This window comes from Clostridiales bacterium, from assembly GCA_017569285.1.
GTDB lineage: Bacteria > Bacillota > Clostridia > Christensenellales > Aristaeellaceae > Aristaeella.
In genome coordinates this window covers 1,479,318-1,502,180 of the sequence record CP069419.1, presented here as the reverse complement: position 1 = coordinate 1,502,180, position 22,863 = coordinate 1,479,318, and the positions used below count along the sequence as shown (strand labels likewise).

Annotated in this window: 19 protein-coding genes; 15 read left to right on the top strand and 4 right to left on the bottom strand. The window is 60.8% G+C overall.

Translation table 11 applies throughout. From position 1 onward, the window contains the following. The gene (gene recO, locus JNO48_06470; protein QTE69538.1) at positions 1-732 is read right to left on the bottom strand and encodes a DNA repair protein RecO; all 732 of its coding nucleotides are present in this window, start codon (positions 730-732) and stop codon (positions 1-3) included. A gap of 187 nt (positions 733-919) precedes the next feature. On the opposite strand from recO, the gene JNO48_06465 reads away from it, so the two are divergent. The 8 genes from JNO48_06465 to JNO48_06430 all read left to right on the top strand — a co-directional run bounded on the left by JNO48_06465 (position 920) and on the right by JNO48_06430 (position 11,485). Further along, the gene (locus JNO48_06465) at positions 920-1,516 is read left to right on the top strand and encodes an RNA polymerase sigma factor (protein ID QTE69537.1); all 597 of its coding nucleotides are present in this window, start codon (positions 920-922) and stop codon (positions 1,514-1,516) included. Continuing rightward, complete coding sequence (locus JNO48_06460; protein ID QTE69536.1) at positions 1,513-2,400, top strand: hypothetical protein; 888 nt, start codon at positions 1,513-1,515, stop codon at positions 2,398-2,400. Before JNO48_06465 ends, JNO48_06460 begins: the two co-directional genes overlap by 4 nt. A 25-nt stretch (positions 2,401-2,425) precedes the next feature. Beyond that, positions 2,426-5,470, top strand: coding sequence for a DUF4981 domain-containing protein (locus JNO48_06455; GenBank protein ID QTE69535.1), 3,045 nt, complete (start codon positions 2,426-2,428; stop codon positions 5,468-5,470). 97 nt (positions 5,471-5,567) lie between these two features. Then, positions 5,568-5,723: a six-cysteine ranthipeptide SCIFF gene (scfA, locus tag JNO48_06450; protein QTE69534.1), complete on the top strand. Its 156-nt coding sequence runs from the start codon at positions 5,568-5,570 to the stop codon at positions 5,721-5,723. A gap of 62 nt (positions 5,724-5,785) precedes the next feature. Beyond that, positions 5,786-7,159 (top strand): thioether cross-link-forming SCIFF peptide maturase, encoded by a 1,374-nt coding sequence (gene scfB / locus JNO48_06445; GenBank protein QTE69533.1) that lies wholly within the window; start codon positions 5,786-5,788, stop codon positions 7,157-7,159. A gap of 1 nt (position 7,160) precedes the next feature. Then, on the top strand, positions 7,161-8,495 hold the full coding sequence (locus JNO48_06440) for an aminotransferase class V-fold PLP-dependent enzyme (protein ID QTE69532.1): 1,335 nt from the start codon (positions 7,161-7,163) through the stop codon (positions 8,493-8,495). Between the two features lie 40 nt (positions 8,496-8,535). Then, positions 8,536-9,945: an MATE family efflux transporter gene (locus JNO48_06435; GenBank protein ID QTE69531.1), complete on the top strand. Its 1,410-nt coding sequence runs from the start codon at positions 8,536-8,538 to the stop codon at positions 9,943-9,945. 97 nt (positions 9,946-10,042) lie between these two features. Beyond that, the gene (locus JNO48_06430; GenBank protein ID QTE69530.1) at positions 10,043-11,485 is read left to right on the top strand and encodes a peptidoglycan-binding protein; all 1,443 of its coding nucleotides are present in this window, start codon (positions 10,043-10,045) and stop codon (positions 11,483-11,485) included. 146 nt (positions 11,486-11,631) lie between these two features. On the opposite strand, the gene rpsR is transcribed toward JNO48_06430, so the two are convergent. Genes rpsR through JNO48_06415 form a run of 3 tightly spaced genes read right to left on the bottom strand, consistent with a single transcriptional unit; the run spans position 11,632 to position 12,834 of the window. Then, positions 11,632-11,889 carry a 30S ribosomal protein S18 gene (gene rpsR, locus JNO48_06425; GenBank protein QTE69529.1) on the bottom strand — a complete coding sequence of 86 codons (258 nt, stop codon included), beginning with the start codon at positions 11,887-11,889 and terminating at the stop codon, positions 11,632-11,634. Positions 11,890-11,921: 32 nt separating this feature from the next. Beyond that, positions 11,922-12,347 (bottom strand): single-stranded DNA-binding protein, encoded by a 426-nt coding sequence (locus JNO48_06420; GenBank protein QTE69528.1) that lies wholly within the window; start codon positions 12,345-12,347, stop codon positions 11,922-11,924. Positions 12,348-12,369: 22 nt separating this feature from the next. Beyond that, positions 12,370-12,834, bottom strand: coding sequence for a 30S ribosomal protein S6 (locus JNO48_06415; GenBank protein QTE69695.1), 465 nt, complete (start codon positions 12,832-12,834; stop codon positions 12,370-12,372). Positions 12,835-13,055: 221 nt separating this feature from the next. Here JNO48_06415 and smc point away from each other — a divergent pair, with 221 nt between their 5' ends. From smc to JNO48_06380, 7 genes are all read left to right on the top strand, one after another. Then, positions 13,056-16,622: a chromosome segregation protein SMC gene (gene smc, locus JNO48_06410; protein QTE69527.1), complete on the top strand. Its 3,567-nt coding sequence runs from the start codon at positions 13,056-13,058 to the stop codon at positions 16,620-16,622. A 63-nt stretch (positions 16,623-16,685) separates the two neighbouring features. Next, the gene (locus JNO48_06405; protein QTE69526.1) at positions 16,686-17,945 is read left to right on the top strand and encodes a diaminopimelate decarboxylase; all 1,260 of its coding nucleotides are present in this window, start codon (positions 16,686-16,688) and stop codon (positions 17,943-17,945) included. A 7-nt stretch (positions 17,946-17,952) separates the two neighbouring features. Then, a complete protein-coding gene (locus JNO48_06400) occupies positions 17,953-18,687 on the top strand; it encodes a hypothetical protein (GenBank protein ID QTE69525.1) in 735 nt (244 codons plus the stop codon). Positions 18,688-18,785: 98 nt separating this feature from the next. After that, a complete protein-coding gene (locus JNO48_06395; GenBank protein ID QTE69524.1) occupies positions 18,786-19,877 on the top strand; it encodes a GntR family transcriptional regulator in 1,092 nt (363 codons plus the stop codon). Next, positions 19,874-20,356, top strand: a complete 483-nt coding sequence (locus JNO48_06390; GenBank protein ID QTE69523.1) for a 23S rRNA (pseudouridine(1915)-N(3))-methyltransferase RlmH — start codon at positions 19,874-19,876, stop codon at positions 20,354-20,356. The genes JNO48_06395 and JNO48_06390 overlap by 4 nt, the downstream gene beginning before the upstream one ends. Continuing rightward, complete coding sequence (locus JNO48_06385; GenBank protein QTE69522.1) at positions 20,356-20,892, top strand: ribonuclease; 537 nt, start codon at positions 20,356-20,358, stop codon at positions 20,890-20,892. The genes JNO48_06390 and JNO48_06385 overlap by 1 nt, the downstream gene beginning before the upstream one ends. Before the next feature lie 2 nt (positions 20,893-20,894). After that, positions 20,895-22,844 (top strand): peptidoglycan-binding protein, encoded by a 1,950-nt coding sequence (locus JNO48_06380; protein ID QTE69521.1) that lies wholly within the window; start codon positions 20,895-20,897, stop codon positions 22,842-22,844. Positions 22,845-22,863 lie beyond the last annotated feature (19 nt).

Genomic DNA, 22,863 nt, shown 5'->3' with positions numbered 1-22,863 from the left:
TCAGTTGTCCGGAAGCATGGAAGCGCTTCTGATCCGACGGCCCATCCGCTGCTCCACATAATTCCGAAGGAGCGGGAGGGGCGCGACCGCGTCCGGGGTGTCAATCCAGGACGCGGAACCGGAGGACAGCGCGCCGCGCATCCAACGGACCTGTTCAGGAGCCAGGGGAACCTGGCTCTTTTCTTTTCGGCACTGTGCGCAGCAAAGGCCGCCTTCCGCCCCGTCAAAGAAGAACGGGCCCTCATCCGGGATGCGCTTTCCGCAGTGGACGCAGTGGCTCAGACGCGGACGGAAGCCCTGGCAGGCGGAAAAATGCAGCAGGAAGCCGGCGAGGAGGGGTTTCCATTCCTGGTCGGAAAAGGTGAGGCGGGACAGGGTATGGATGAGCAGCATGAACAGCTCCCGCTGCTCCTGCTCCGGTTCCGCGGCGGCGTCCGCCAGGTTCAGCAGGTAAACACCGACTGTCAGCCGGGTATAATCGTTGCGAAGCGGGTAAAAGGTTTCGATCAGCCGGACAGAGGTGACGGTGTTCCGCCCGCCTTTTTCTACAAGCATATAGTCGCCGAGCGCAAAAAGCTCCCCTGCGTTCAGGTTGTGCGATTTCGGCTTCCGGCAGCTGCGGATCAGGGCGTCAATCCGTCCGCGGGACGGACTGAGCAGCGTGATCATCCGGTCGTTGTCCCGGTAATCCGCATGCCGGAGAACGATGGCGGTATTCTCTGTCTGAATCATGGAAAACCTTTCTGTACGCGGCCTGTTTCCGCGATACGGAGCGATATCCGCCCGCGGCCGCCGGAACTTTCGGCCGGTTTATTTCCGGTGTGGCGAAAAGACCTGACGTATGCTATCATATTAGAAAAAACAGGACAATGATTCAAGTGTTTTTTTCCATGGATGGCGGGAAGGAGAAAGGGAAGGAATGGATGAGCTGCTGCTGCGGAGAGCCCGGCAGGGAGATCCGGAAGCCTTTGAAAGCCTGCTGACACCGCTGGAAGGACGGATATGGCGGATTTGCTGGCATTATACGGGAGAGCGGGAAGCGGCATCGGACTGCGCCCAGGAGACGATGCTGAAAATCTGGCGGTCGCTGGACAGCTACCGCGGGGACTGCGCGTTTGAAACCTGGGTGTACCGGATTGCGGCGAACTGCTGCCTGGATGCGATGCGGAAAGCCAGACGGGACCGAAGCGAGTCCATCGAGCCGCTGCGGGAGGCGGGATTTGATCCGCCGGACCCCGAACCGGGAACCGAGGAAAAGGTGATTGCCGCGGACCGGCGGCAGCGGCTGCGGGAAGGGATCGCGCAGCTGCCGGAGGATCAGCGGGAAGCGCTGGTGATGACCCAGCTGGAAGGCATTTCCTACGAGGACGCAGCGGTCCGGCTGGGAGTATCCGAGGGAACGGTCAAAAGCCGGGTCAGCCGGGCCAAGGCGAAGCTCCAGGAATGGCTGACGGAAGGCGGGGAACTTTCTCCGCCGGGGAACGTCCAACAGAGCGAAAGGAGGAATCGGTCATGAGCGATCAGGAAAAGAATACCGGCCGCACGGATGACATGGATTTCTCCGCGCTCGATGAGGAACTGGCCCGGATGGCGGAAGAAACCCCGGAAGTCCCGGCGGATTTCCATGAAAACTGGACCCGGATGATCCGGGAGGAAGCCGCGGCCGGGAAACCGGAAACGGCAGCCGGGAAGCCCCGGAAGGGCCGCGGCCAGCTGCGCTATATCCTGAGCGCCGCTGCAGCGTTTGTGATCCTGGTCGGCGGCGTGGTGATCGCCCGGAACAACGGCCTGCTGCAGGGAAAGACATCCGCACCGGAAACCCCGGTTCCGGCGGCGAATATGCTGATGGCGGCGAATAACGTACAGGAAGCAGCTGAAGCCGTGTATGATGAGGCGGAAGCCGCGGCGGAACAGGCCGGGCTTCCGGAAATGAGCGTGGATTCCATGCCGGCACCGGAAATGGGGCTGCTTTCGGCGAAAGCGGCGGACAAAGGGGCTGCCCTGGAGGCGGGAGCAGCAGAAGGCATGCAGGCCAGCGCACCGGATGTCCCGATGCCGGCGGCGACAGCGGAACCGACCGAACAGCCTGTGCTGCTGATGGGTTCCGCAGCTGTGGAAACAGACGAAGCGCCTGAGACGGGTGCCGCCGGAGCCGAACCTGCGGACATGGCTGCCGGGGGCGCGGAAACGGAAGAGACGGCAGCTGCGGAAGAAGCTGCAGAAGAATCTGCGGAGGCTCCGGCTGCGGAGACGGCGGAAGACAGCGCAGAAGAGGATGCCCGGTCCTTCCTGCAGCAGGCATGGGAAGGACTGCTGGGCGCGGTGCCGTGGATTCTGGGCGGCGCGATTATCGTGCTGTTCATCCTGACCCGTGTGATCCGGCCCGAAAACAAAAAGTAAGCGAATGATAAAGGAGCATGGAGATATGTTTGATGAGAGCAGGCTGAAGGATCCCGGCTATTTCCGGGAGAACCGGCTGGACCCGCACGCTGATTATACGGTATACAGGTCGGAAGCGGAGGCAGACGCGGGGGTTTCCTCCCTGCGGATGAGCCTCAACGGGCAGTGGAAATTCTTTTATGCACGGAATCCAAAACAGGTGGTACCGGGCTTTGAGCAGCCGGACTATGACTGCAGCGGGTGGGCGGATATTACCGTGCCGGCCCATATCCAGACAGAGGGATATGGCGTACCGCAGTACTGCAACGTCCAGTACCCTTGGGACGGGCATGAGACGCTGAGCCCCGGCGAACTGCCGGAAAGGTTCAATCCCGTAGCCTGTTATGTGAAAACCTTCCGCCTGCCGGCGGGAATGACGGGGAAACGCCTGTTCGTATCCTTCCGGGGGGCGGAAAGCGGCCTGGCGGTCTGGCTGAACGGAAAGTATATCGGCTTTTCCGGGGACAGCTTTACACCGCATGAGTTTGAACTGACGGACGCACTGGCAGACGGGGAGAACAAGCTGGCCTGCCGGGTTTACCGCTGGTGCGCGGGCAGCTGGCTGGAGGACCAGGATTTCCTGCGCTTTTCCGGCCTGTACCGGGAGGTATACCTGTATGCGGTTCCGGAAGCCCATATCCGGGACCTGACCTGGACCGCGGAGCCGGATGCGGACATGACCCGCGGGATTCTGAATTGGACCGCAAAGACCGAAGCACCGGCGGGAAGCCGGTTCTGCCTGCGGCTGAAGCGGGACGGGGAAACCGTTGCAGAGGTTTCCGCGGAAACCGACGGGGAGACGGAGACCTGCGGAACGCTGGAGGTGGATAACGTCCGCCTCTGGTCGGCGGAGGATCCGTACCTGTATACGGTGGAGGCGGAGATGAAATCCCCGGCCGGGGAAACGGAATTCCTGCGGCTGAAAGCCGGTTTCCGGAAAATCGAGATCCGGAACAGCGTGATCCGTGTGAACGGAAAGCGTGTGGTGTTCAAGGGCGTCAACCGGCATGATTTCTGCGGTGAGACCGGCCGGGCCGTGACCGCGGAAAAAATCCGCCGGGACCTGATCCTGATGAAGCGGAACAATATCAACGCCGTACGGACCAGCCACTATCCGAACTCCGGGGAACTGTACCGCCTGTGCGATGAGCTGGGCATTTATGTGATTGACGAGAACAATATGGAATCCCACGGAATGTGGGATATGTACTGGAACGGACGGACGGACAAGGTGTTCCCCGGGGATTTCCATGAATGGGAACCGCTGCTGCTGGACCGGGTGCGCTCCATGATCGGGCGGGACAGGAACCATCCGTGTGTCCTGATCTGGTCCTGCGGCAATGAAAGCCTGTCCGGTACGGTGATCCTGGCGATGAGCAATGAAATGCGCCGGCTGGATCCCACCCGGCCGGTCCATTACGAGGGCGACATGCATATGCCGGCGGAACAGCGGATCCGGGAAATTACAGATATCGAGAGCGAGATGTACACGCCGGCCGCACGCATCCGGGAATACCTGAAAACCCACCGCGACAAGCCGTTCATCCTGTGCGAGTACACGCACTCCATGGGGAATTCCAACGGTGCGATGCATAAGTATACCGAGCTGGCGTATGAGGAAGAGCTGTACCAGGGCGGATTCATCTGGGACTTCATTGACCAGGCAATGACCGCCCGGAGCCGGTTCGGAAAGGAAACGCTGCTGTACGGCGGCGACTGGGACGACCGGCCGAACGACGGCATATTCTGCGGGAACGGAATTGTGTTTGCAGACGGGAAGGGTACCCCGAAGCTGCAGGAGATCCGGTACAATTACCAGAATATCGTGGCAAAGGTTGGACCGGAGCAGATCGAGATCATCAACCGACACATGTTTACCTCCACATCCGCCTTCCGGTGCGTGGCAAAGCTGGAACGGGACGGAAAACTGCTGCGGAAAACCGAGATCGCGACAGATGTGCCGCCGCTGTCCTCCGCGGTATACCCGATGCCCTTTGAGAAGCCGGAGATTCCCGGGGAGTATGCCGTGACGGTAAGCTTCCTGCTGAAGGAGGACACGGAATGGGCGGATGCCGGGTATGAAACCGCGTTCGGCCAGGGAACCTGGACCGTGGAAGGCCGGGAGGAGCAGCATATGCCCATGCCGGAACTGCGGATCAGTGAAAGCCCATGGAATATCGGCGTGGCCGGGGAATCCTTTGAGGTGATGTTTGCCCGGGGCAACGGTGCGCTGACCTCGTACCACTGGGGAGACCGGGAAATGCTGAAGGCGCCGGTCCTGCCGAATTTCTGGCGGGCACCGACCAACAACGACTGCGGCAACCGGATGCCGCAGCGGTACGCGCAGTGGAAGATCGCGTCCATGTATGCCATGGCCGGATATACGGGGCAGACCCGGAAGGCGAATGCCGCCATGCGGCCGGTGCGTGAAGCGGATGGAAGCGTGACCTTTACCGCGGAAACCGACCTGCCGACCAATCCGCCGGCCGTCTGCCGGACTACCTACCGGATCCATCCCTGCGGCCGGGTGGATGTCTGCCTGCATTATGATCCCGTGGAAGGCCTTGGTGTGATGCCGGAATTCGGCATGATCACGAAGCTGGACGCGGACTATAACCGGGTGCGCTTCTACGGCCTTGGGCCGGAGGAAAACCATATTGACCGCCGGCAGGGCGCCCGGCTGGGAATCTGGGAATACCGGGCGGATGAAAACCTGACGCCCTACCTGATGCCCCAGGAGTGCGGAAACCGGACCGGTATCCGCTGGGCGGATATCACGGACGCGAAAGGCCGCGGCCTGCGCCTGTGGCTGAACGGCGGGGAATTTTCAGCGCTGCCCTGGACGCCGCACGAGCTGGAAAACGCGGCGCACGGGTTTGAGCTGCCGCCGGTCTGCTATACCGTGCTGAAAATGAGCGCGATCCAGATGGGTGTCGGCGGAGATGACAGCTGGGGCGCCCGAACCCATGACGAGTACCTGCCGGATGTTTCCGGACCGATGGAATTCAGGTTCTCCTTCCGCGGAATCTGAGCCCGGAAGCCTTGAATATTCCGGCTCAACCGCGATTGACTTCATGGACCAGCTATGGTAGAATAGGTCCCGAAATCCGGACGAGGAGGTAATGATGATGAAGCATATTCAGACTCTGAACACCCGTGATCTGTGCGAAAGCGCAAAGAACGGCGGATGCGGCGAATGCCAGACTTCCTGCCAGTCCGCCTGCAAGACGAGCTGCGGCATCGCCAACCAGCAGTGCGAGAACAGCAAGGAAAAGGCCGAATAATCATTTCGCCTGACTGTGCCGCCGAAAGGCGGCATTTTTTATGACCTGACGGGAGTGGAGATATGATACATCGTTTTCATCTGGATGACCGGTATATTGTGGTGGATACGTGTTCGGGCAGCGTGCACGCGGTGGATGAGATCGCCTATGAGATGATCGGCGCCTATGAGAATACCGGACGGAACGAGCTGATTGCCGAAATGGAAAAGCGGTTCCACGAGGATCCGGCGGAGCTTGCGGAATGCTACGACCAGATTACCGCGCTGAAGGAACAGGGAAAGCTGTTCTCGCCGGATGTGTTTGAACCGATGGCCGGTACGCTGAAACAGCGGACCGCCGGTGTGGTGAAGGCGCTGTGCCTGCATGTGGCGCATACCTGCAATCTGAACTGCGCATACTGCTTTGCCAGCCAGGGGAAGTACCACGGGGAACGCGCCGTCATGTCGTACGAGGTGGGCAAACAGGCACTGGATTTCCTGGTGGCGAACTCCGGCAGCCGGCGCAACCTGGAAGTGGATTTCTTCGGCGGGGAACCGCTGATGAACTTTGATGTGGTGAAGCAGCTGGTGGTCTATGCCCGGAGCATTGAAAAGGAAAACGGCAAACATTTCCGCTTTACGCTGACGACCAACGGAATGCTGATTGATGACGATGTGATTGATTTCGCCAACCGCGAGATGAGCAATGTCGTGCTGAGCCTGGACGGGCGGAAGGAAATCCATGACCGCTGTCGCGTGGACTATGCCGGCAACGGAAGCTGGGAAAAGATCGTACCGAAGTTCCAGAAACTGGTTGAAGCCCGCGGCGGGAAGAACTACTACATGCGCGGTACATTTACCCACGCGAATCCGGACTTCCTTGAGGATATCAAGGTGATGCTGGACCTGGGCTTTACCGAGCTGAGCATGGAGCCGGTGGTCTGTGCGGAAGGGGACCCGGCTGCCCTGACGAAGGAAGACCTTCCGATTGTACTGAAGCAGTATGAGGATCTCGCGCGGCTGATGCTGCAGCGGAACCGGGAAGGCCGGCCGTTTACGTTCTACCATTACATGCTGGACCTCTCCGGCGGACCGTGCATCTACAAGCGGATTTCCGGCTGCGGATCCGGAACGGAGTATATGGCGGTTACCCCCTGGGGCGACCTGTATCCCTGCCACCAGTTTGTGGGCGAGGAAAAATTCCGCCTGGGCGACGTATGGCACGGCGTGACGAATACGGAGATCCGGCAGGAATTTGCTGACTGTAACGTTTATGCCCGGCCGGAGTGCCGGGAATGCTGGGCACGCCTGTACTGCTCCGGCGGATGCGCGGCCAACGCATACCACGCGACCGGATCGGTCCGCGGCGTGTATGCCTACGGATGCGAGCTTTTCCGGAAACGGATGGAGTGCGCGATCGCCCTGCAGGCTGCCCTGCAGACAGACGGGGACGCATGAGATGAATACACCGATCTGTGATTTTGCGGAACAGTACCGGACCGGGAACGGGGTGCGGATGCACATGCCCGGACACAAGGGCAAACCGCTGACCGGGCCGGAACCCCGGGACATTACGGAAATTCCCGGGGCAGATGAACTGTACCGTTCCCGCGGGATCATCCGGGAGAGCGAGGAAAATGCTGCCGCGCTGTTCGGTACGGGGCGGACCGTCTATTCCGCGGAGGGATCTTCCCTGTGCATCCGGGCGATGCTGTACCTGGCGGCCCTGCGGGCTCAGGAACAGGGGCTTCCGCTGCGCGTGCTGGCCGGGAGAAACGCACACCGGACCCTGATGACGGCGGCGGCGGCGCTGGACCTGGAAATCGACTGGATCTTTCCCGCCGGGGGAGAAGGACTGCTCTCCTGCCGGATCACCCCGGAAACGCTGGAGTCCCGGCTGGACAGCGAAAGCTATATGGCGGTTTACGTGACCTCGCCGGATTATACGGGAAATATGGCGGATATCCGGGGGCTGGCCGGCGTCTGCCGGCGGAAGGGTGTGCCGCTGCTGGTGGACAACGCGCACGGCGCTTACCTGAGATACCTGCCGGAAGATATGCATCCGATTTCGCTGGGCGCGGATATGGCCTGCGACTCGGCACACAAGACGCTTTCCTGCCTGACTGGCGCTGCGTACCTGCACATTTCCCGGGAAGCGCCGGAGGAATGGGCAGAACAGGCGGAGCAGGCGATGGCTTTCTTTGCATCCACCAGCCCGTCCTACCTGATCCTGCAGTCCCTGGACCGCATGAACGCGGAGCTGGCCGGCATCTGGCCGGAACGCCTTCGGCAGACGGTATGCCGGCTGGATGAAATGCGCGGCAGCCTGCGGCAGGACGGCTGGACGCTCACCGGAAATGAACCGATGAAACTGACCCTTGCGGCGCGGGACCGGGGACTGACCGGCACACGCCTGGCAGAACTCCTGCAGGCACAGGGAATCGTATGTGAATTTGCAGATCCGGACTTTACGGTACTGATGCCGTCACCCGATACTCCGGAGGAGAACCTGGAACGCCTTGCGCAGGCGCTGCGCAGCATTCCAAAGCTGGAACCGCTTCCGGGAATGCGGTTTGCCGTACGGAAACCGGAAAAGGCCTGCACGATCCGGCAGGCGATGCTGTCTCCCCGGGAAGAGGTTTCCGTGGAACAGGCGGAAGGACGGATCCTGGCCGATCCGTGCGCCGGCTGTCCGCCGGCGGTGCCCGTACTGATCGCGGGAGAACGGATTGACGCGGAGGCGGTTCGCTGCTTCCGGTATTACGGAACCGAAACCTGCATGGTGATGAAATGAAGAAACCCGGGGCAGCCGGACCTGCCCCTGAAGAGGGAATATGAACAGAATCCTGAAACGCTTTGTCGGCAGCAGAAGCTTTTATAAAAGTGTGCTGACGCTGCTGGTTCCGATTATTATCCAGCAGTTTATTTCCTCCTTCGTCTCCCTGCTGGATAATGTGATGGTCGGCAGCCTGGGAACGGAAGCGATTTCCGCCGCGTCCATTGCCAACCAGGTGATGATGGTATACAACCTGGCGATTTTCGGCGGGCTCAGCGGTGTGAGTATTTTCGGCGCCCAGTATTACGGCAAGGGCGATATGGACGGAATGCGGAATACGTTCCGGATCAAGATCAGCTTTGCCGTGGGCAGCTCGGTGCTGGCCATTGCGGTTTACCTGCTGGCCGGGGAAAGCTTTATCGCTTCATTCCTGATGGGGGAAAGCAACGGCGGTGATATGGGGCTGGCGCTGCGGGAAGGCGTCGAATACCTGCGGATTATGCTGCTGGGCCTTCCGCCGTTTGCCCTGGTTCAGGTTTACGCGGGTACGCTGCGGGAATCCGGGGAAACCGTTGCCCCGATGAAAGCGGGGATCATCGCGATCCTGACCAACCTGGTGCTGAACTGGGTGCTGATCTTCGGCAACCTGGGCTTTCCGGCCATGGGAGTGGCCGGCGCGGCGATCGCCACGATCATTTCCCGGTACGCGGAGCTGGCCATCGTGGTGCTCCATACCCATCACCATGAGGATAAATATCCCTTTATTGCCGGGGCGTACCGGAACTTCCGTGTGCCCGGGCAGCTGGTCGGGCGTGTGGCCCGGACGGCGATGCCGCTGCTGGTGAATGAGATCCTCTGGTCCCTGGGGATGACATTTATCAACCAGTTTTATTCCAGCCGGGGCCTGAACGCGGTGGCGGCACTGAATATCACCGGTACGGCGTGGAACCTGTTCTGTGTGATCATGTTTGCCATGGGCAGCGCTGTATCCATCATGGTGGGGCAGCGGCTGGGCGCGGGACAGATGGCGGAAGCCCGGGACGTGGACCGGAAGCTGATCTTCCTGACGGAAGTGATTCATGTGATCATCGGCCTGGTCATGATCCTGGCATCCCCGCTGGTGCCGATGCTGTACAATGTCGGGGACGACGTCCGGAGCCTGACGCAGCAGCTGCTGGTGATCGCGGGGCTGGCCCTGCCGATTCATTCATTTGCACATGTGACGTATTTTACGATCCGCTCCGGCGGGCGTACGGTGATCACCTTCTTCTTTGACGCGGTGTACACCTGGGCGGTAACGGTGCTGCTGGCGTTCTGCCTGACCCGGTTTACCGACCTGGATATCATCCGGATCTATTTCTGCGTCCAGTTCATCGATATCCTCAAGCTGGTGATCGGACTGATCATGCTCCGCTCGGATTTCTGGGCCCGGAATGTGGTGAACGACCTGCCGGCCGAGGCAGAATAAAAAAACAGAAAATGTTTTCCGGAAAGCGGAAGATTTCCGGTATTTTTCCCGTCTGTATATATGACAGTAATACGCTGTTGGAGGAGGATTGTTTCTGATGCGTAAAATTACAGCAGTCATTGCCGCCATCCTGCTGGCGGCCGGCATGATCGGGACCGCCATGGCGGCGCCTGTGATCACGGACGGAGACGTGACAGCCTGGATCGGGGAGAACGACCGGCTGATGCTGCAGGATGCCAACGGGCTGATCCGCCAGTCTTCCGCGGCAGTGACGGATCTGATCGGATGTTCGGAAATTGAGATCTACTGCGCGGCACCGGACGGACATTTCTTTGCCCTGCAGAAAAGCGGGCTTTCCGACCTTCCCCGGGACATTGCCCTGACGGAGGAGGAGACCGCTGCGCTGCGCAAAGGCGCGGCGGAGCTGCAGGACGGAATCCTGAAGGCCGGGGAGACCGTGCTTTCCAGCCATGCGGTTGCGTATACCGATGACGGGCGGTTTGTGTACTGGATCGACCTGACGGATGAAAAGGGGTACAGCGTCAAGCAGGCCCCGATTCCCGGAAAAGTGACCCCGGACAACGCGACGGGCGGGGTTGCCCTGAGCTTTTACGGTCTCAGCGTTCCGGAACCGCTGTCCATGGCGGTGACCAAGGATGCGCTGACGGTGACAACCGCCGAACACAAGGCGTTTGTGATTGACCTTGCGACCGGAAAGACCGTGGAATACCCGGCCGTCAGCGAACTGACAAAGGCGGCCTTCCTGGCAGACGGAAAGCTGTACTATTATCGGGAAGGTGTAACAAAGCCCTGGGAACTGGAGCAGGTGCTGATCCTGACCCCGGCTGCCACTGCAACGCCCGCCCCGACAGCGGCCCCGACACCGACCGTTACGGTGAAGCCCACCGCCAAACCGACGGCAACCCCCAGGTCCTCCCAGCAGGAAAGCGATATTCCGGACGGGGCGATCGGTAAGGGCGCCCGGGGAAGCACGGTACGGAAGATCCAGCAGCGGCTGGCGGACCTGGGATATCCGGTCGGCAAGGTGGACGGCTCTTACGGAGACAACACCCAGCTGGCAATCAACCTGTTCTGCGACGCAATCGGCGTACGGGAACACAACTATATCACGAAGAAGGTCCGGAACCGCCTGTTTGCGGATGACGCGCCGGTTTATGATCCTTACCTGCCGCTGAAGCTGGGCGACCGCGGTATCAGCGTCCTGTACATGCAGACGCGGCTGGCCCAGCTGGGCTATGATCCCGGAAAGAAGGACGGGATATACGGACAGAAGACCGCTGAAGCGGTCGCCAAGTTCCAGGAATACTGGAGTATCCCGCTCGAGAAGGACGAGAAGCCCGGCGAAAAGGCTTCCCGCGACCTGCTGATGCTGCTGTATGACCCGAACCCGGGCACGCCGACCCCGATGCCGACAGAGACACCGGCGCCGACGGCAGAACCGACTGCGACACCAACCGCAGCGCCGACCGCGACGCCGACAGCGGCTCCGGATCCGGCAACGCCGACGGACCTGAAATGAGCATATGACCGAAACATCCGGGACCGCGGTCCCGGATGTTTTTTGCTGCCTTCATCCGCATGTTTCGGGAGGCGGCAGGCAGGGACACCTGTTCCGGGCATAAAAAACGGTCCCGACAATTGTCGGGACCGTACTTCTGTGAATGATTATTCCACCGTGTAGGGCATCAAGGCGATGGCACGTGCGCGCTTGATGGCCTCGCTCAGCTGGCGCTGATGCTTGGCGCAGTTGCCGCTCATCCGGCGGGGCAGGATCTTGCCGCGCTCGTTGGTGAAACGGCGCAGGCGGTTGATATCCTTGTAATCGATGTACTCGATCTTATCAACGCAGAAGTTGCAGACCTTCCGGCGGGGACGACGTCCTCCGCGGGGGCGCGGCCTTCTTTCGCCACGATCTTCAGACATAGGGGTTTACCTCCTTAAAACTTGAGCGTCACTTAAAAGGGCAGCTCGTCGGTTTCCACCGCAGTGAAACCGGCGGCCGGGGGTTCTGCGGAAGGAGCGGCAGCCGGGGCACCGAAGGCGCCGGCTTCACCCTCATTCCGGGAAGAAAGGAATTCCACATCTTCGGCCGTAACTTCCAGGCTGGCACGGGTGGTTCCGTCGTTGCCCTGGAAAGTATGGACACTCACCGGACCGACCACGCAGACCTTGCGGCCTTTGGTCAGATACCGGGCGCACAGCTCGCCGAGCTGACGCCACGCGGTGACACGGAAGAAATCAGCTTCCGGCTGGCCGGACTGATCCTCGCGGCGATTGCGGCGGTTCACAGCCACGGAGAAGGAACATACGTTCACACCGGTAGAAGTGGTTCTCAGTTCCGGATCCCGGGTCAGGTTTCCGATAATTGTCAGCTTATTCATGTCTTTTTCCTCTCCTCAGACGTCACTCCGCGTCAGCGGGAGCAGCTTCTTCAGCGGCGGGAGCTTCGGCTTCCTCAGCGGGAGCGGCAGCTTCTTCCACGGCCACAGGAGCTTCCTCGACGGCAGGAGCGGCCTCCTCCTCAACGGGAGCAGCCACGGGAGCGGGACGGTTGGCGCGCGGCTTCACAGCAGAACGCTTTTCCTCCAGCTTCACGACCAGATAACGGAGAACGTTCTCGTTAATCTGCAGGTTACGCTCGAGCTCGCGGGGCAGATCAGCGGGTGCCTTGAAGGTCACCAGCACGTACCAGCCCTCGGTCTTGTAGTCGATCGCATAGGCCAGGCGGCGCTTGCCCCATGTTTCATCGACCTTCTCGATCTCACCACCGTTGTTTGCGATCAGGGCGGAAACCTTTTCAACCAGCTCTTTGCGGGCGGAATCCTCCAGACCGGTGTCGATGATGTAGATCATTTCATACCTGTTCATCATTCTTTCACCTCCTCACGGACTTTTGGCGCTGCAATCCGCAGCGCAAGGATGTGCCGAATAAGAATTATATCAGAAGGATTGTTGATTTGCAAGGGGAACAGAAATTTTTTTATCCGCCGCGCGGGTGTTTTTTTGGTGTCGCGGGGTGTTTCCTGCCGGGGAAATATGGTATAATTCTATATTCGTAAGCTTATGCCCGGAATGAATCTGGAGGAACTATGCGACTGAAGAGACTGGAACTGTACGGCTTTAAGTCCTTTGCCCAGAGAACGGAGATCGTTTTCAACCAGGGCATTACGGGCATTGTCGGACCGAACGGTTCCGGAAAAAGCAATATTGCCGATGCGGTCCGCTGGGTGCTGGGCGAGCAAAGCGCGAAGACGCTGCGCGGCGCCAGCATGCAGGACGTGATTTTCAGCGGAACACAGAAGCGCAAGCCGCTGGGGTACTGCGAGGTTTCCCTGGTTTTTGAGAACGAGGACCGGGCGCTTGCACTGGATTACGCGGAGGTTATGGTCACGCGCCGTGTTTACCGCAACGGCGACAGCGAGTATTACCTGAACCGTGCATCCTGCCGCCTGAAGGACGTGGTGGACCTTTTCCGGGATACCGGAATCGGCAAGGAAGGATATTCCATCATCGGCCAGGGACGGATTGACGAAATCCTCTCCAGGAAAGGGGAGGACCGGCGCCTGGTATTCGAAGAGGCAGCGGGTATCGTCAAATTCAAGGCGCGCAAGGAAGAAGCGGACAAGAAATTGGCCCATACGCTGGAAAACATGGACCGGGTGAATGACATCCTGGACGAGCTGAAACGGCAGCTTTCCCCGCTGGAGGAGCAGGCGAAGAACGCCCGCGTTTACCTGGATAAGGCGGCCGAGCTGAAAGTGCTGGACCTGAACCTGTTCCTGGTCCGGAGCGACCGGATGGAAGCCCGGCTGCAGGAAGCGGACCGGAACCTGCAGGGAATCCGGGCGGTGCTGGACCAGACCGAAATTACCCTTCATGAAAAAAGTGAAGAACGCGACCGACGGCAGAACGAGATTGCCGAGCTGGATGAAAAGATTTCCGGGGCGCATACCGCGCTGATGGCCGGCGTGGAAGCCGTCCATGAGGCCCAGGATGCCGTGCGTTCCGTGGAGGAACGCCGGCGTGCGCGTGCAGAGAACCGCGAACGGATCACGGAGGAAATCCGCGCCGCACAGGAGCGGATGGAAGAAATGGAACGGCTGACCGCAGAAGCCGGCGACGGCAGCGGGGAACGGTCCGAATCCCTGGCAAAGCAGGAAGCACTGCTGGAACAGGCCCGGCAGGCGGAAGAGGAAGCCCGCGCGGAAGAGGCGGAAAAGAACCGCGTGCTGGAAGAGCAGAAGACCGCGATCATCGACATGATGAACCGCCGCGCGGCTGCACTGAACGACCAGACACGCCTGAAGACCATGCTGGGAACCATGGAAACCCGGCTGAAGGAAATCACCGCCGGATGCGAAGAAATGCGGAACGCCGGGACGGAACTGGAAAAGAACGCAGCGGACGCGAAACTGCGGCTGGATGAGGAAACCGCCGCGCAGGAACGCCTGTCCGAAACGCTGCGGGAAACCCGGGAACAGCTGGACGCCGCAGATGCCGCAGTGATCGAGGCCCGGAAACAGTATGACCGGAAACTGGCGGAAATGCGGGACATGGAATCCCGCCAGAAACTGCTGGACGAGATGTCCCGGGAGATGGAAGGATATACGCATGCCGTACGGAAGGTGGTACTGTATGCGCGGGACCGGGGAATCCGCCGTGTGCGCGGGCCGCTGAGCCAGCTGATCCGCGTTCCGCGGGAATATGAAACCGCGATGGATATGGTGCTGGGCAACGCGCAGCAGAATATCGTGACGGAAGACGAGGAAACCGCGCAGGAGATGATTGAGTTCCTGCGGGAAAACCGGCTGGGGCGGGCAACCTTCCTGCCGATGACTTCCGTACGTTCCCGGATGCTGACGCCGCAGGAGCGGGAAACGCTCAGCATGCCCGGCTGCCTGGGAATCGCTTCCGACCTGGTCGGGTGTGACAATGAATACCGGGAGATTGTGGAAAACCTGCTGGGGCGGACCGTGGTGGCGGACAACCTGGACCATGGAATTGCGATCATGCGGAAAGGCGGACATGAATTCCGCCTGGTTACGCTGCAGGGCGATGTGATGCATTCCGGCGGATCGATGACCGGCGGATCTGTTTCCTCCAAGGCAATCAACTTGTTCTCCCGGGAACGGGAACTGAAGGAACTGACGGACGCGCTGTCCGCCGGGCAGGACGAGCTGGAGCGCCTGCTGAAGGAAATGCAGGACGGCCAGGCGGCCAAGGACTCCCTGAAAACCCGTTCCGCGGACGCGCTGGAGGCGCTGCACCAGCAGGAAATCGCGGTGGCCCGGGAAACCGAGCATACCCGGAACGCGGAGGATGAACTGCGGCTCCATGCGATGCGGCTGCATGAGACGGAAGCCGCCCGGGAACAGCTGATGGAATCCATGGTCCAGATGAAGGAACAGCTGTCCATGGCGGATGACCATACGGAAAAGACCGAGGCAACCCGGGATGAAATGGAAAAACAGGCCGGGGTGCTGGCCGCCGAGGCGGCGGAAGCCCGCCGGAAGCTGGAGGAGCGCGCTGCGGAGACGATGCAGCTGACGCTCGCGGCAGCCGACCTCCGGCATGAGCTGGAGACGCTGCGGCGCGACCGGGAACGCCTGGTCCAGGAAAAGGAAAAGACGGCAAAGGAGCAGGAGAAACGCCGGCAGGCCCTGCAGGAACTGGAACAGCAGGAAACCGCTGACGAAGCGGAGGCGGAACGCCTGACGGCACTGCGGGAAACAGCCGCAAAAGAGCAGGAGGGCCGGGAACAGGTCGCCAAGGCACTGGAAGAGGACCGGGCACGGAAACAGCAGGCACTGCGGGATATCCTGTCCGAAATGGAAGGCCTGCATGAATCCCACAGCCGGGACAGCGACAAGGCGCACCGCCTGGAGCTGGCCAGGTCCCGGACGGAGGGCGACCTGAAAGCCATGCGCGACCGGATCTGGAATACCTACGAGATGACCTATGCCGGTGCGGAGGAGTTCCGGATTGCCGAAAACTTCAACGCGACGGAGGCGGACCGCCAGGCGGCCCAGCTGTCGGCGGAAATCCGGGCGCTCGGCCCGGTCAACGTCCACGCGGTGGAGGAATATGCCGCGACCAAAGCCCGGGCGGATGAGATGGAAACCCAGCGCCAGGATCTGGAGAAGGCGGAAAAGGACCTGCGGGAACTGATCAGCCGGCTGCTGAACCAGATGCGGGATACATTCACGGAACGGTTTGCCATGCTGCAGGAATACTTTACCGAGACATTCAGCCAGCTGTTCGGCGGCGGCCACGCGGAGCTGATCCTGATGGATCCGTCGGATCCGCTGAACTGCGGAATCGAAATCAATGCCCAGCCGCCCGGCAAGAAGCTGCAGCTGCTGAGCCTGCTGTCCGGCGGCGAGCGGACGCTGACCGCAATCGCGATCCTGTTCGCAACCCTGCGGCTGAAACCGACGCCGTTCTGCATCCTCGATGAGATTGAGGCGGCGCTGGACGACGCGAATATCGGCTACTTCGCCGATTACCTTTCCAGCTTCTCAAAATCCACCCAGTTCGTGGTCATTACCCACCGCAAGGGAACGATGGAACGGGCCGATGCCCTGTACGGCGTAGCCATGGAGGAACAGGGCGTCAGCAAAATGGTATCCGTATCCCTGCAGGATTACCGGGATTAATACACATCCGCCGGAGCGGCCGCCGCAGGACAGCCGCCGCAGGCGCGAAGGAGGACAACCACCATGCCAAACTTTTCACTGCCGGATTCAGTTTTCATCCGGGCGGCGGAGCAGTTTCCGACGCCCTTCCACCTGTATGACGAGCAGGGCATCCGCGAGAACGCGCGGCTGCTGAACAAGGCGTTCGCCTGGTGCCCGTCATTCCGGGAGTATTTTGCGGTGAAAGCGCTGCCGAATCCGGCGATTCTCCGGATCCTGAAGGAGGAAGGATGCGGACTGGACTGCTCTTCGGCCACGGAGCTGACGCTGGCCAAAGCGTGCGGCTTTTCCGGGGAGGAGGTCATCCTGTCCGCGAACGCAATGCCGCCGGAAGAGTTCGCGCAGGCGCGGGCGCTCGGCGCGTTCATCAATCTGGATGATATTTCGGATATCGATCTGCTGCGGGACAACGGCGGGATTCCGGAAACCGTCTGCCTCCGCTACAATCCCGGCGGACAGTTCTCCATCGGCAACACGATCATGGGCAATCCCGGCGAGGCAAAGTACGGCATGACGGACGCCCAGCTCCGGGAAGCGCTGGAGCGGCTGGCCGGCATGGGCGTGAAGGCGTTCGGCCTGCATGCGTTCCTGTCTTCCAACACAACGGATGAAAACTATTTCCCGGCGCTGGCCGGCACGCTTTTCCGCCTGGGAAAGAAGCTGTCCGGGGAAACCGGTCTCCGGTTCGCGTTCGCGGACCTGTCCGGCGGCGTCGGGATTCCGTACCGCCCGGAGGAGAAAAAGACGGATATCCTGGCAGTCGGGGAAGGCGTGCGCAGGGTCTATGAAGAAGTTTTCCCGGAAGGCGGCGTGGGAATCAAGACCGAGCTCGGGCGCTGGATGACCGGCCCCTTCGGCTGGCTGGTAACGCGGGCGGTACACGAGAAGAAGATTTACCGGGACTACATCGGGGTGGATGCGTGCGCGGTCAACCTGATCCGCCCGGCCATGTACGGCGCATACCACCATATTACGGTATGCGGGAAACGGGAACTGCCGGCCGACCATATCTATGACGTAACCGGCAGCCTGTGTGAGAACAACGACAAGTTTGCCGTGGAACGGCCGCTGCCGGAGATCCGGCTGGGCGACCTGCTGGTGATCCACGATACCGGCGCCCACGGCTCGGCTATGGGATACAACTATAACGGACGCCTGCGCGGGGCCGAAGTGCTGCACCAGGCGGACGGAACGGACCGGCTGATCCGCCGCGCGGAACGGGCGGAAGACTATTTCGCTACGCTGGATATCGATCCGGCGGCGAAGGCACTCGGATTGGAGTGAAAAATGTATGCCGTCTCTGGAAGGTTACAGGAGCCACCTGGATTACAGCTATGCCCCGGGGATCTTTCCGGCTATGGAATGCCTGCTGCACCGGCCGGAAAAGGTGCGCCGGATCCTGGTTCATTCCGCCGCGGCGGGACGGGAAGGCGTCGGAAAGCTGACCGCTGAGGCGGAGAGGCTGGGGATCCGCGTGGAGGAAGCCGACCGGGCGCTGGCCCGGATCAGCGGCAAGGAAAACTGCTTTGCCGCGGCGGTATTCGAGAAGTTCTCCGACCGCCTGGCGGAGGACCGGCCGCATGTGGTGCTGCACTGCCCGGGCGACGGCGGGAACGTTGGGACGATTATCCGCACGGCGCTGGGATTCGGCGTGGAGGACCTGGCGATGATCCGCCCCTGCGTGGACCTGTTCGATCCGAAGACGGTGCGCGCCAGCATGGGCAGCCTGTTCGGCATGCGGGTGCATATCTATGAAAATTATGCAGAATACCGGCAGGAGTTTGCCGCGCGGCAGCTGTATCCGTTCATGCTGGATGCTTCCATTCCGCTGGGGGACGTCCTGCGGGGGAAACTGCCGGAAACTTGGTCCCTGGTATTCGGCAATGAGGGCAGCGGCCTGCCGGCGGAGTTTTCCGGTTACGGACAGCCGGTCCGGATTGAGAGCAATGACCGGGTCGATTCCCTGAACCTGGCGATTGCCGCAGGAATCGCGATTTACGGATTCACCACCGCGTACAAAAAATAAACCCGCAATTGTTCGTACCTTTTTCGAACAACCCTTGAAAAATGTCGAGTTGTCTGGTACAATGGGCACAACCTTTATTCGGAAGGGATGTGTTTTTCATGTCCGGGCAGCCCAAATACCTGCTGGTTGCGGATACTTTGCGCAAGGAGATCGCAAAGGGTTTATTCCGTGACGGACAAACGCTGATGACGGAGGAGGAACTTCGCCTTCGTTTTGATGTATCCAGGCAGACTATCCGGCAGGCCATTGCGCTGCTGGAGGATGACGGCCTGGTGGACCGCCGCCGGGGCAGCGGAACCTATGTACGCCACGGACCGCGCCACCGCCAGGGGACGGTGCAGGTGGGTGTTGTCGCCACCTATATTACCGACTATATTTTCCCGTCGATCCTGCAGGGAATCGAATCCGAACTGAACAAGGCGGGCGCGGTGATGTCGCTGAGCGCGACATACAACGACCGGAATACGGAGCGGGATATCCTGGAGCGGATGCTGGAAGGCGGCGTGGACGGCCTGATCTTTGAAGGCAACCGGACCGCGAAGGATTCACCGAATGCGGACCTGTTCCACCGGTTCCGGGAACGGAACATCCCCGTGCTGTTCATGAACGGGACCTATCCCGGCATGAATGATATTCCCCACCTGCAGATGGATGACTATGCCGGCGGGAAAACGGCAGCCGAGATCGCGCTGGACCGCGGATACCGGCGGCTGGCCGGCGTGTTCAAGACGGACGACGTGCAGGGACAGGAGCGGCTGGCCGGTTTTACCGACGAGCTGCATGCCCGCGGCTTTGACGTTCCGCCGGAGCGGCTGCTCTGCTTCGGAACGGAGGAACGGATGAGCCTGTTCCGGCACGGTGACGGCGCCGAGTTTGTGAATATGCTGCTGAGGCGGGAAGCGGACTGCGTGGTCTGCTACAATGATGTTTTCGCCACGTCCCTGATGGACATGCTGAAAAACCTGGGCGTCCGGCTGCCGGAGGAAATCGGCTTCATCGGATTTGACAATGCGACGTTCTCCGAGATGATCCAGCCGCGGCTGACGACGCTGGCGCATCCGAAGGAAGAATTCGGCGTGCTGGCGGCGGAGAAGATCCTCCGGATGATCAGCGGCGACCGCGAGAAGAGCGTGAATATGCCCTGGAACCTGATTGACCGGGAGAGCCTGCCGCGGGTTTCACCCAAATGAGCATGGCACTGGTCTGTGTCGGCCGGCTGCGGGAAAAGCCGCACCGCCTTCTGGCGGACGAGTATATCCGGCGGCTGACACGGTACGGCAAATTTGAGGAACTGGAGATTCCGGATCTTCCGGAACCGCCGGGAGGCAACTCCCCGGCGCTGGAGGAGCAGGTCCGGCAGCGCGAGGGGGAGAGCATCCTCCGGCAGATCCGCCCCGGGGACCGGGTAATTGCACTGACGATTCCGGGGAAGGAAATGTCATCAACCGAACTGGCGGCCCATATCAGCGGCCTCCGGAGCGGAGGGGCCGGGCGGATTGTGTTTGTGATCGGAGGAAGCCTCGGACTCGGGCAGAATGTGCTGAGCCGGGCGGACGAGGAGCTTTCCATGGGACGGATGACCTTTCCGCACCAGCTGGCCAGGGTGATGCTCCTGGAACAGCTGTACCGGGCGGAGAAGATCATCGCCGGAGAGAGGTACCATAAATAATGAGAGGAAAACTCAGAGCCTTCGCGCTGGTGCTGCTGGCGGCGCTGGTGCTGCTGACCGGCTGCAGCCTTCCGGCAGTCGTCCAGGAAATCGCGGAGATTGCGGAGCTGCCGCTGGCGGAAACCGTTCCGGAAGCGGAAAAAACCGTTCCGGAGACGGAGGAAACCACGCCGGCGGAGGAACGGGCCGGGCCGGTCATCGAGCCGCAGGCGATTGCGGACTACCTGTTTACCTACGGAAAGCTGCCGGACAACTTCATCACGAAGAAGGAAGCGCAGGACCTCGGGTGGGACAGTACCCGCAATTACGTGAGCGACGTTGCGCCCGGCAAGAGTATCGGCGGCGACCGTTTCGGAAACTATGAGGGCGTCCTTCCGACCGTGAAGGGCCGGAAATACTTTGAAGCGGATTGTTACTATACGAAGGGGAAGAGAACTGCAGCGAGAATCGTCTATTCCAGTGACGGACATGTTTGGTATACGGAGGATCACTACGTGACATTCACGGAGCTGTTTCCTTCGGGTCAGGAGGAATGAAGATGAAAAGGAACGGAAAAATCATCGCTTTGACGGCTGTGCTGGCCCTGTGCCTGCTGCTGACCGGCTGCTATGTACCGCCGGATGACGTGAACAACGACGGCAACCAGACAGTGAACAAGCCAAGCTTCGAAGTGATTACCGCCGTGCCGGTGGCAACAACAGCCGCACCGGCCGGAATCGCCCCGGATGAAACGCAGGCCACGGCCAATCCCGGCGCTGCGCAGAATACGATTGCCGGCCAGACCGGCGCGACGCCTGCCGGCAACAGCGGATCGCCGGACTGGAGCAACTGGGGCAACACGCCGATTCCCATGGGTGTGTCCATCAACCTGGGCGGACAGGACGGAGGCGCCAGCCCCGAACCCGGTTCGACGATCGGCCTGGTAACGAGCAGTGTATCGCCGTCCCTGTCCCCGTCGGTAACGCCGACCGTTTCTCCGTCGCCGACCCCGCCGAGCCTGCAGAGGGGCTTCAAGGGCAGCGAGGCTGTCCGCGCCCTGCAGAAGCGGCTGAAGGAACTGGGCTATTACTCCGGCAGCGTGGACGGTGACTTCGGCGAAGGCACCGAGAAGGCGGTGAAGGAGTTCCAGAAAGCGAACGGCCTGAGCGCTGACGGCAAGGCCGGGGAGAAGACGCTGGCCAAGCTGAATTCCAAGAAAGCGGTTACCTATAAGGAAGCGCATGCAACAGCCACCCCGAAGAGGACGGCGACCCCGAAAGCGACCGCAACCCCGAACCTGAGCAAGGATTATTACCTGCGCAGCGGCGACAGCGGGAAACGGGTGGAAACGCTGCAGCGCCGGCTGATTGAACTGGGCTGGCTGGACGGAAAGGTGACCGGAAAGTTTGACGCGGCCACCGATGCGGCTGTGCGCGCGTTCCAGAAGAAGACATCCGGCCTGTGGGAAGACGGCGTTGCCGGTCCCGAGACCCTGCGCGCCCTGTATTCATCGAAGGCGGCCCGCACCTCCAAGGCAGCGGCCAGCATCGGCGAAACCCTGGAGTTCGGCAGCGAAGGCAGCGATGTCAAGAAGATGCAGCAGAAGCTGAAGGACCTGGGATACCTGAGCGGATCGGCGGACGGAAAGTTCGGCGTCGCGACCCAGGCTGCCGTGATCGCCTTCCAGAAGAACAACAACCTGACCGCGGACGGCAAAGCCGGCAGCGCCACGCTGAGCAAGCTGTACTCCGGATCGGCCAACAAGAGCAAATCTTCCGCAAAGATTGACTCTTCCGAAAAGAACAAGTCCGGCCGGGACACTTCCGGAATCGCATCCACCGGCTATGAAACGCTGCAGAGCGGTTCCAAGGGAACGGCAGTCAAGAACCTCCAGCAGCGGCTGAAACAGCTCGGATATTACTCCGGCAGCTCGGACGGATCCTTCGGTGACGCGACCGAAGCAGCCGTGATGGCATTCCAGCTGCGGAATGACCTGACCGTGGACGGCAAGGCGGGACCTGCCACCCAGCGCAAGCTGTACGGCACCGGCAGCAACTCCCCGATTTCCTACTCCTCGCTGCGCCCGGGTGATTCCGGCACCGCAGTCCGGAACCTGCAGTATACGCTGTATGAGCTGGGTTACTACGACGGAAACATGGACGGGGATTACGGCCAGACCACCTCGGATGCGGTCCGTGCGTTCCAGATCCAGAACAACCTGAGCGTGGACGGAATCGCCGGAAGCGATACGCTGGCAAAACTGTATTCCTCCGAGGCCCGCGCGGCGAAGGAGGCCAGCACGGAATATGAAACCGTGCGTCCGGGCGCCACGGGTGATATTGTTTACCAGATCCAGGACTGCCTCAAGCAGATGGGATACCTGGATGAGATCACCAGCGTCTATGATGATAAAACCACCCAGGCGGTCGTCAACTTCCAGAAGGCGAACGGCCTGGACGCGGACGGCATCTGCGGATCGAAGACCCTGGTGGTGCTTTTCGGATACTAATTCAGTAAAGGAAAAGGAT

Bases quoted from the DNA above. Each gene is read 5' to 3' on its own strand.
- smc (QTE69527.1), top strand. From the start codon at position 13,056: ATGCGACTGAAGAGACTGGAACTGTACGGCTTTAAGTCCTTTGCCCAG.
- recO (QTE69538.1), bottom strand. From the start codon at position 732: ATGATTCAGACAGAGAATACCGCCATCGTTCTCCGGCATGCGGATTAC.
- JNO48_06435 (QTE69531.1), top strand. From the start codon at position 8,536: ATGAACAGAATCCTGAAACGCTTTGTCGGCAGCAGAAGCTTTTATAAA.
- JNO48_06405 (QTE69526.1), top strand. From the start codon at position 16,686: ATGCCAAACTTTTCACTGCCGGATTCAGTTTTCATCCGGGCGGCGGAG.
- JNO48_06395 (QTE69524.1), top strand. From the start codon at position 18,786: ATGTCCGGGCAGCCCAAATACCTGCTGGTTGCGGATACTTTGCGCAAG.
- rpsR (QTE69529.1), bottom strand. From the start codon at position 11,889: ATGTCTGAAGATCGTGGCGAAAGAAGGCCGCGCCCCCGCGGAGGACGT.
- JNO48_06460 (QTE69536.1), top strand. From the start codon at position 1,513: ATGAGCGATCAGGAAAAGAATACCGGCCGCACGGATGACATGGATTTC.
- scfA (QTE69534.1), top strand. From the start codon at position 5,568: ATGAAGCATATTCAGACTCTGAACACCCGTGATCTGTGCGAAAGCGCA.
- JNO48_06390 (QTE69523.1), top strand. From the start codon at position 19,874: ATGAGCATGGCACTGGTCTGTGTCGGCCGGCTGCGGGAAAAGCCGCAC.
- scfB (QTE69533.1), top strand. From the start codon at position 5,786: ATGATACATCGTTTTCATCTGGATGACCGGTATATTGTGGTGGATACG.
- JNO48_06465 (QTE69537.1), top strand. From the start codon at position 920: ATGGATGAGCTGCTGCTGCGGAGAGCCCGGCAGGGAGATCCGGAAGCC.
- JNO48_06420 (QTE69528.1), bottom strand. From the start codon at position 12,347: ATGAATAAGCTGACAATTATCGGAAACCTGACCCGGGATCCGGAACTG.
- JNO48_06400 (QTE69525.1), top strand. From the start codon at position 17,953: ATGCCGTCTCTGGAAGGTTACAGGAGCCACCTGGATTACAGCTATGCC.
- JNO48_06440 (QTE69532.1), top strand. From the start codon at position 7,161: ATGAATACACCGATCTGTGATTTTGCGGAACAGTACCGGACCGGGAAC.
- JNO48_06385 (QTE69522.1), top strand. From the start codon at position 20,356: ATGAGAGGAAAACTCAGAGCCTTCGCGCTGGTGCTGCTGGCGGCGCTG.
- JNO48_06430 (QTE69530.1), top strand. From the start codon at position 10,043: ATGCGTAAAATTACAGCAGTCATTGCCGCCATCCTGCTGGCGGCCGGC.
- JNO48_06380 (QTE69521.1), top strand. From the start codon at position 20,895: ATGAAAAGGAACGGAAAAATCATCGCTTTGACGGCTGTGCTGGCCCTG.
- JNO48_06415 (QTE69695.1), bottom strand. From the start codon at position 12,834: ATGAACAGGTATGAAATGATCTACATCATCGACACCGGTCTGGAGGAT.
- JNO48_06455 (QTE69535.1), top strand. From the start codon at position 2,426: ATGTTTGATGAGAGCAGGCTGAAGGATCCCGGCTATTTCCGGGAGAAC.